The sequence below is a fragment of the Moraxella oblonga NBRC 102422 genome, from assembly GCF_001598275.1.
Taxonomy (GTDB): domain Bacteria; phylum Pseudomonadota; class Gammaproteobacteria; order Pseudomonadales; family Moraxellaceae; genus Moraxella; species Moraxella oblonga.
This window is the reverse complement of sequence record NZ_BCYQ01000025.1, coordinates 25,405-33,479: the sequence shown is the minus strand read 5'-3', so window position 1 is coordinate 33,479 and position 8,075 is coordinate 25,405. Positions and strand designations below refer to the sequence as shown.

Genomic DNA, 8,075 nt, shown 5'->3' with positions numbered 1-8,075 from the left:
GACTATAAGATATAATAAGCCAACCAACTTATCTACGGACAATCACTAATTTTGTATCATTTTTAAAGTTGTTTTGGTATATGATGAATGTATGGCAAGGGAAATAAAACCATACGCAGTCTTTGTCATTGGTATTTGTTTGAGTTAAAAAAGAAAGGTGTCATTCCATGGTGATTTGGGCATCATAAAACCGACCAGTCGGTTTTATTGTTCTACTTGTTCTCGGTAGCGTTTATTGCGTTGGTCTGGTAGCGTTTGTTTGCTTTCATCAAAAGCAGACAACGGTGTGAAACTTATATTTTTGGCAGGCAGTTTTTGGGTTTGAATCAATCGCCAACCGTCATTACTATTGATGTGTAAATAATATTTTGAAGGTAACGGATCAAGTTGAACACGTCCCTGATAGATGCCATTACCCAAGTGTACCATTTCAAAATCACGGTCTTTTTTGTTATCAGTGGCGTGTGAGATTTTGACCGTTAGTGTTTTGGGGTGAGCGATGGGGTTGGTATGTTTGAGTTCAAACTGCACTTGCTCACCGTCAAACCGCATGATACCACCAAGTCCCAAATCATAAGTCAGTTGATCTTTGGAGATGTCTTGGTAGAGGCTTTTGCCGTCCATGTACCAGTCATCACGGACGGTAGTATCCTTGATTTTGATGGCAAAGATGATGAAGAAAATACAAATAACCACCACAAATGCAGGCAAACCAATCACAAAAACCGTTATCATGTAGTTTTTGTACCATTTTTGGGAATTGGTTGGGGTTTGGGAGGTAGGATTGGTAGTGTTCATAATATTTTATCGTTAATTTTTTGACATTATATCACAAAACCCCAAATCTTTGCCCTGATTATGCTGTCTTTTGTTTTTTAATCAACACCAACACCGCCCCATTACCACCATCTTTGGCAGGAGCAGACACGAACGCCATAACATCGCTGATTTGGCGTAACCAACCATTGACACAGGTTTTGATGATTGCGTCCATGCCTTTGCCGTGGACGATTTTGACCACCGTCTCGCCATTTTTCTTGGCGTTGTTGATGAGTGTGAGTATGGCATTTCTGGCTTCATCAATGCTTGCTCCGTGCAAATCCACCGCATCATACCAACGCAGTTTGCCTTGTCGTAATTGTTCAAAAACCTTGTTTTGGAGTGTGGGGTGTTTATAACTCAAAAACGCTTCGCCTGCCACAGGGTTGAGCAGAGCTTGCATGTCCGATAGGGTCGTGTTGTCCATGTTGTCCACCCCTTCGGCATTGGCACGGCGAAACAAAGCTTCATTGCTATTTTTGGTGGGTTTTTGGGTGATGGATTTTTCATGTTTTAAGGGGGTAACACCGCTCATTGCTTGCATAAACAGTACTTTATCATCGTCTATTAAGTCGCTGTTTAGGCGTTTGACTTGGTTTGCCACTTCTTTTTTACCCATGATATTGGCGGTGGTAGGCTTGCCATTGGTGTCGGTTTCGGATTTGGTGGTGGATTTACCACCCATTTCTTTGAGTTGGGTTTGGGTTTCTTTGGAAAGTAAGTCTTTAAAGGTTGTCATGATTGTTCTCTATTGGGGTTTGCTTAGTTTTTGTTTTAAAAAGCCAATGATGACTGGCAAGGCACTAAATATCATAATGCCAAAAATTACATAGGTAAAATTATCTTTGATGGCGGGCTGATTGCCAAAAAAATACCCTAACAATACAAAAGAATTAATCCATAAAAAACCACCAATCACATTATAAGTGATGAATTTTTTGTAATTCATGCTACCAGCACCTGCCACAAATGGAGCAAAGGTGCGAGCAAATGGTAAAAATCTGGCAAAAATCACAGTTTTGCCCCCATGTTTTTCAAAAAAAGCTTGGGTTTTGAATAAATACTCTTTATTGATAAAACGGTAATTTTTTTCAAAAACTTTTGGACCGATGTATTTGCCAATGTGATAATTTAAGGTATCGCCAAGCACGGCTGATACAAACAATAAGCCGATGAGTAAGACGGGGTTTAGCTGACCTGTAAATGATGCCAATGCCCCTACTGCAAAAAGTAGGCTATCGCCCGGCAAAAATGGCATGATGACAAGTCCTGTTTCTACAAAAATGATTAAAAATAAAATACCATAAATCCACAGCCCATAGTCCGCCAAAAAAACGGATAAATGTTTGTCAATGTGTAAGATGAGGTCAAAAAGTTGTAAAATGATGTCCATGTGGGCAGACCATGAAAAGTATAAAAACTGGCAATTATAACAGAATTTGCTTGATTTTATAGTGGTTTGGTGATTATTTTTTTGCACTCAATATACCGCTTGCCACAATGATGGCGATACCAAGCAAACTAAATGTGTCTAGTTTTTCACCAAACAACATCACTCCCAAACCCATAGCAAACACCACGCCCAGATAGTTGAGTACTGCCACGACAAATTTTTGACCGACTTGGTAGGCATAAGTCATGAGCAGTTGCCCTGCTAGGGCGGTCATACCAATGGCGATAAGGTGGGGTAGATTTGTCAAATTTATGGGGGTAAAACCCACATAGAATGCCAAAAACCCTGATATGAGTGTGGATAAAAGTGATAGATAAAAAACAATCCGCCATGCAGGCTCACCAAGCAAAGACAACTCTCGTACTTGCAAATAAGCATAACCACTAATTGCTCCGCTCGTTAGTCCCATGAGCATGGCGAACAAATCACCGCTTGCGGTAGGTTTTAGTAATACCACTACTCCCAAAAAACCTAAGCCAAGCGAAACCCAGTTCATTGGGGTGGGTTTTTGTTTTAAAATGATGATGGATAAAATACCCAAAAAAATGGACGAGGTGTTTTGTAACACGCTGGCAGTGGCAAGAGGTAAATGGATTGCGACATAAAAATTCATCAGCAAAGCAACTGACCCTGCCAAAGACCGCCAAAAATGCTCTTTGGGATAAGCCGTACGGAAATCTCGCCCCTTTATCCATGAAAATCCACCCAACACCACAAATGAAAATAACACTCGCCAAAAGGTGATTTCATAGGTATGCATGGCAAATTTTTGCCCTACCAATTTGACAAATACAAGCATGAGGGCAAAGCACAGGCAGGCGATGACCATATAAAACGAACCAAAAAACGAGCCTTGACTTGGGTTGGTGGGGTTTGACATGATTTTTTTGAGTGATAAAAACAATAAAGGCGAATACTACGCCTTTACTGTTATGAATTTTGTATGATGGTATGATGGGAGGTTAGCGGTTTGGCAAATACTCTTTGACCTCTTTGGCAAATTGACGCAAGACTTCCACCGTTTTTTCCCAATCTAGACAACCATCTGTTACTGATTTGCCATATTCTAATTGGGATAAGTCGGCAGGGATATTTTGCCGTCCGCCTTTTAGATGGCTTTCAATCATTAGCCCCATAATGGATTTGTTGCCATTTTGGATTTGGCGGGCGATGTTTTGGATAACCATTGGTTGTAAATAGGGGTCTTTGCCAGAGTTGGCGTGGCTTGCGTCCACCATAATCTTGCCATTGACCTTGCCTTTGGTTAATTCGTTTTCGGCGGCAGCGATGGCGGTTTCATCATAATTGGGCTGGTCATTGCCACCACGCAAAACTACATGGGCGTATTTGTTGCCTTTGGATTTGATGATGGAGACTTTGCCATCTGATGATAAGCCTAAGAAGCTATGCCCTGATTTGACCGCTTGCATTGCATTGACCGCCACCGTCATTGAGCCGTCTGTGCCGTTTTTAAAACCAACAGGGCAGGACAGACCGCTTGACATTTCACGGTGGGTTTGACTCTCGGTGGTTCTAGCACCAATGGCTGACCAGCTAATTAAATCTTGCATATATTGAGGGGTGTTGGGGTCTAGGGCTTCGGTGGCACAGGGCAAGCCTTTTTCGTTGAGTTCCAAAAGGAGCTTGCGAGCCATACCAAGCCCTTTTTCAATATCAAAGCTGTCATTCATATCAGGGTCATTAATCAGACCCTTCCAGCCTGTGGTGGTGCGTGGTTTTTCAAAATAAACACGCATTATAATAAATAGTTCGTCCTTTAATTCTTCTGCCAGTACCTTTAATTTGTCGGCGTATTCGTGGGCGGCTTTGGTATCGTGAATGGAGCAAGGACCAACCACCACCAAAATCCGCTTGTCAATACCGTCCAAAATATCTTGTACCACCTTGCGACCGTGCAAGACGGTATTAAAGGCTTGGCTTGATAGGGGGTAGGTGCGTTTTAGTTCGGCTGGAGTGATGAGGGGGGTAATTTTTTCAATATTGACATCATCAATTTCGGTATGGTGGGTTAAAAATGACATAATACCTGCCTACATTTTGGGTTTGTTGTATTTTGCTGTGATAATGGGGTATTATGCACAGTTTTGCACGGTTTGACAAGTTAAAAAGTGATAAAAAGGGCGAAAATTTTAAAAATTGTTTATGAATTTTTATAAAATGATAATTTATGGTTATTTTTAAAATAAAAATTTGTGTTATAATTGTAATGACAATTTTATAGACATTTTGGAAAAATTATGGCAAATATCATAGCTCGTGTGGACGATGAATTAAAAGCCCAATCCTTTTTGGCATTACAAGAACTTGGCATCACACCGTCTGAACTTATCCGTCAAACCTTGCAATATGTCGCTTATCACAAAAAACTGCCATTTAAAACTGTGGTTTTGACCGATGAGGATGATGAGCTTTTGGCACTTGCCAAACAGCGACTTGCCAGCCCTGCTCCACGCCTCAAAGTGAGTTTGGACGAGCTTTGATGTACCAGCTAGAATTTGATGAACGAGCCTTAAAAGAGTGGCAAAAACTGGGCGATACTATAAAAGTACAATTTAAAAAGAAATTGGCTAAGGTCTTGCAAAATCCGCATATCATTGTCAATCGTCTTAGTGGTGGGCAAAATTGGTACAAAATCAAATTACGCGCGGTAGGTTATCGCCTTGTATATCAAGTGGAAGATGATAAAGTGGTGGTTTTTGTCGTTGCGGTGGGTAAGCGTAAAAAAAATGCCGTTACAGAACGGCTTGCCCAACACCAATCAGACAACCAAGGTTTTGACCTGCAACCTGTTAAATAACGCTTTTGCCCCACGCCCCAAAATATGCTATCATAGCCCAATTTTAGTTTTGAGAATGACAATGACCACGCCTACTTATGCCGATATTTTATCCGTTGTTGCCGATGATTTTGCAATGATGGATAAGCAAGTTTTTGGCTCACTAAATTCCAAAGTTCAGCTGATTATGAAAGTCTCTGACCACGTCATCAACGCAGGGGGCAAGCGAATGCGACCGTTGATGACTTTGCTCATCTCTCGTATGTTAAACGATGAACAACATAAACAAGCCTTGGAACTTGGGGCGATTACCGAAATGCTCCATACCGCTACACTTGTTCACGATGATGTCATTGATGAGTCGGGACTAAGACGGGGGCGACCGACCGCCAATGCTACTTGGAATAATGCTACAGCTGTTTTGGTTGGCGATTATCTGATTGCCCGTTCGTTCAATCTTTTGACAGGGTTTGGTGATATGACTTTGTTAAAGCTGTTTTCGGACGGCACTTGCGACATTGCCGAAGGTGAAGTGTTGCAATTACAGCACCAACACAACATTGACACCACCGAAAACGACTACCTACAAATCATTGATGGCAAGACTTCACGGCTCTTTATGATGGCGTGCGTGGGGGCGGCACTTTTGCACGGACGGCACGATGATAGGCAATTGCTTGATGTTTTGTCGGACTTTGGGCAACATTTTGGCAATGCTTTTCAGATGATTGATGATGTACTAGATTTTATGGGCGATAGTGAAACAATGGGTAAAAATTTGGGCGATGATTTGGCAGAAGGTAAGCCAACCTTGCCGATTATCAAAACTTTGCAAATTCTAAAAGACAAAGACAATGCCAATTATGACAAACTACGGATTGCCGTACAAACAGGCAAGGCAAACAATGCAGGCGAGCTGATTGAACTGGTACGCTCAAGTGGGGCATTGGATTACTGTAAAAAGCGTGCTTTGGAAGAAACTGCCCTTGCCCAAACTGCCTTGATGAAATTACCTGATAATCAATATCGCCACGCCCTTTATCAATTAACCCAATTGGCAAGTGCAAGGCTTGTATAGTCTGGCAACATCTATGAAATCTCCAACTCGCCGACATCTTAAAAAACTTCACCAAAAAGCCTATCAAGCCTTTAATGATGGGCAACTGACAAAAGCAAATGATTTATTTGCCAAATTGGTGGTACATTTTCCCGATAATGCCAACTATCACTATATGCAAGGATTGATTGCCAAAAATCGTGGCGATTGGCAATTATGTGTGAGTGCCAATTTGACAGCGATTGAGCTACAAAGCACGCAGGGGCAAACGGACATAGAAGCTGAATGCTGGAATGGGGCGATTGGAGCAACCGCCCTGCATGATTGGGCTACTGCCCGTGAACTGTGGGAAATGTGTGGTGTAGATGTGGGGCAGGGCGATGGCGAGATTGTGGGTGATTTTGGGCAGGCAGTGGTAAGGTTGAACGCTTGGGAAAATGGCGAGTGTGTGTATGGTACTCGTCTTGACCCTGTGCGAATGCGGATTGATAATGTGCCTTTTCCCCAAAGTGGTTATCAGTTTGGCGATATTGTACTACACGATGGGGCAAGTACAGGCACTCGCCAAGATGGACGTGTACCTGTATTTAATGCGTTTGGTTTGTGGCAACGCTCGCCCTATTTGACTTTTACGGTATTTTTGGTATGTGATGAAGACAGTCTTGATGAGTTGTTGAAAATGGGGCAGGATAGGGATATTTGGGGTGAAAATTGGTCAAAGACTGTACGATTTATCTGTTTAAAATGCAGTTATGGTGATGTTGCCCACTCACATGATAACGTACAAAATGAGCAAGGTGTAGGCTTTGGGGCAAAATCGCATGATGAACTTCAAAAGTTGTTGCATGATTGGCAACAAAAAGGCGATAACCGTATGGTTAAAGAAGTCTTGCACAAAACTTATGAACCTAGCAAACCCACAGATGGCAGGGTTTGGTGGGTTTGGCAAGAATAAATCTCATAAAATTAAGTGAACAGTATTTCACAACACTTGACAAACATAAAATCATGGTTATAATATCACATCATTTTGTAACAAAATATTTCAACTGATGTGATAGGAAAATCATGATTTTTTTGATTCTTGCCATTTGTGCCAGTGTATTTGTATCCATTTTTTTAAAAATTGCTCGCAAACAAAACCTTGATATCGCCCAAGCGATTTTAATCAATTATATCACCGCCATCATTTTATGTTTTTTGCTATTAAAACCCAATTTAACACCAGACATCTTTAATCAAGGGGCGTCTATTTTTATCTCCTTGGGGGTGTTATTGCCAAGCGTGTTTATTATTATGGCAAAAGCGGTGCAAATGGTTGGCATTGCCAAATCTGACGTGGCACAGCGTTTGGCGTTATTTTTACCGATATTGGCGTCCTTTACGATTTTTGGTGAAGATTTGACATTGGCAAAAGGGCTTGGTATCTTGCTTGCTTTTGCCTCACTGATTGCTTTAACTTATAAACCTGCCCACACTGTCAATCATAAAGCGGATTTAAAAAATACTGCTCTGATATTGGGTGGGGTATGGGTAGGTTATGGCGTGATTGATATTTTATTTAAACAAATGTCAAAACAAGGCTCTGTTTTTTCAAATACACTCACGGTCAGTTTTATATTGGCATTTGTGCTGTTGTTTGTTTATTTACTTGTCAACAAAACCAAATGGCAGGCCAAAAGTTTGGCAAGTGGTGTGATACTTGGTGTATTAAATTTTTGCAATATCCTATTTTATATCAAAGCTCACCAAGCCTTTAAAGATGACCCTACCTTAGTATTTGCGGGTATGAATATTGGCGTGATTTGTTTGGGGGCGATTGTGGGATTGCTTATTTTTAAAGAAAAGATTTCTAAAATCAATGGCGTGGGCATTATACTCGGTATTTGTGCGGTGTGGTGTTTGTCATATTTAAAATGACAAAATAAAAATGCCAATCATGATATTGG

At 41.2% G+C, this 8,075-nt stretch carries 10 protein-coding genes; 5 read left to right on the top strand and 5 right to left on the bottom strand.

What is annotated here, in order from left to right:
* Nucleotides 1-204: 204 nt before the first annotated feature.
* From MOB01S_RS08075 to MOB01S_RS08055, 5 genes are all read right to left on the bottom strand, one after another.
* Nucleotides 205-798 carry a FixH family protein gene (locus MOB01S_RS08075; protein ID WP_066803663.1) on the bottom strand — a complete coding sequence of 198 codons (594 nt, stop codon included), beginning with the start codon at nt 796-798 and terminating at the stop codon, nt 205-207.
* A 58-nt stretch (nt 799-856) separates the two neighbouring features.
* The gene (locus tag MOB01S_RS08070; protein WP_066803660.1) at nt 857-1,558 is read right to left on the bottom strand and encodes a Smr/MutS family protein; all 702 of its coding nucleotides are present in this window, start codon (nt 1,556-1,558) and stop codon (nt 857-859) included.
* Between the two features lie 9 nt (nt 1,559-1,567).
* Nucleotides 1,568-2,212: a DedA family protein gene (locus tag MOB01S_RS08065; RefSeq protein WP_066803658.1), complete on the bottom strand. Its 645-nt coding sequence runs from the start codon at nt 2,210-2,212 to the stop codon at nt 1,568-1,570.
* 73 nt (nt 2,213-2,285) lie between these two features.
* Nucleotides 2,286-3,152: a DMT family transporter gene (locus tag MOB01S_RS08060; protein WP_066803670.1), complete on the bottom strand. Its 867-nt coding sequence runs from the start codon at nt 3,150-3,152 to the stop codon at nt 2,286-2,288.
* 82 nt (nt 3,153-3,234) lie between these two features.
* Nucleotides 3,235-4,314, bottom strand: a complete 1,080-nt coding sequence (locus MOB01S_RS08055) for a 3-deoxy-7-phosphoheptulonate synthase (protein ID WP_066803655.1) — start codon at nt 4,312-4,314, stop codon at nt 3,235-3,237.
* A gap of 216 nt (nt 4,315-4,530) precedes the next feature.
* On the opposite strand from MOB01S_RS08055, the gene MOB01S_RS08050 reads away from it, so the two are divergent.
* The 5 genes from MOB01S_RS08050 to MOB01S_RS08030 all read left to right on the top strand — a co-directional run bounded on the left by MOB01S_RS08050 (nt 4,531) and on the right by MOB01S_RS08030 (nt 8,046).
* On the top strand, nt 4,531-4,773 hold the full coding sequence (locus tag MOB01S_RS08050; RefSeq protein ID WP_066803652.1) for a type II toxin-antitoxin system RelB/DinJ family antitoxin: 243 nt from the start codon (nt 4,531-4,533) through the stop codon (nt 4,771-4,773).
* Nucleotides 4,770-5,090, top strand: a complete 321-nt coding sequence (locus MOB01S_RS08045) for a type II toxin-antitoxin system RelE family toxin (protein WP_066803649.1) — start codon at nt 4,770-4,772, stop codon at nt 5,088-5,090. The genes MOB01S_RS08050 and MOB01S_RS08045 overlap by 4 nt, the downstream gene beginning before the upstream one ends.
* 61 nt (nt 5,091-5,151) lie before the next feature.
* Nucleotides 5,152-6,147, top strand: a complete 996-nt coding sequence (locus MOB01S_RS08040; protein WP_439646419.1) for a polyprenyl synthetase family protein — start codon at nt 5,152-5,154, stop codon at nt 6,145-6,147.
* Between the two features lie 13 nt (nt 6,148-6,160).
* Entirely contained in the window at nt 6,161-7,081 is a 921-nt protein-coding gene (locus MOB01S_RS08035; RefSeq protein WP_066803643.1) for a tetratricopeptide repeat protein, read from the top strand.
* A 113-nt stretch (nt 7,082-7,194) separates the two neighbouring features.
* Entirely contained in the window at nt 7,195-8,046 is an 852-nt protein-coding gene (locus tag MOB01S_RS08030) for a DMT family transporter (RefSeq protein ID WP_066803640.1), read from the top strand.
* The last annotated feature ends 29 nt before the right edge of the window (nt 8,047-8,075 follow it).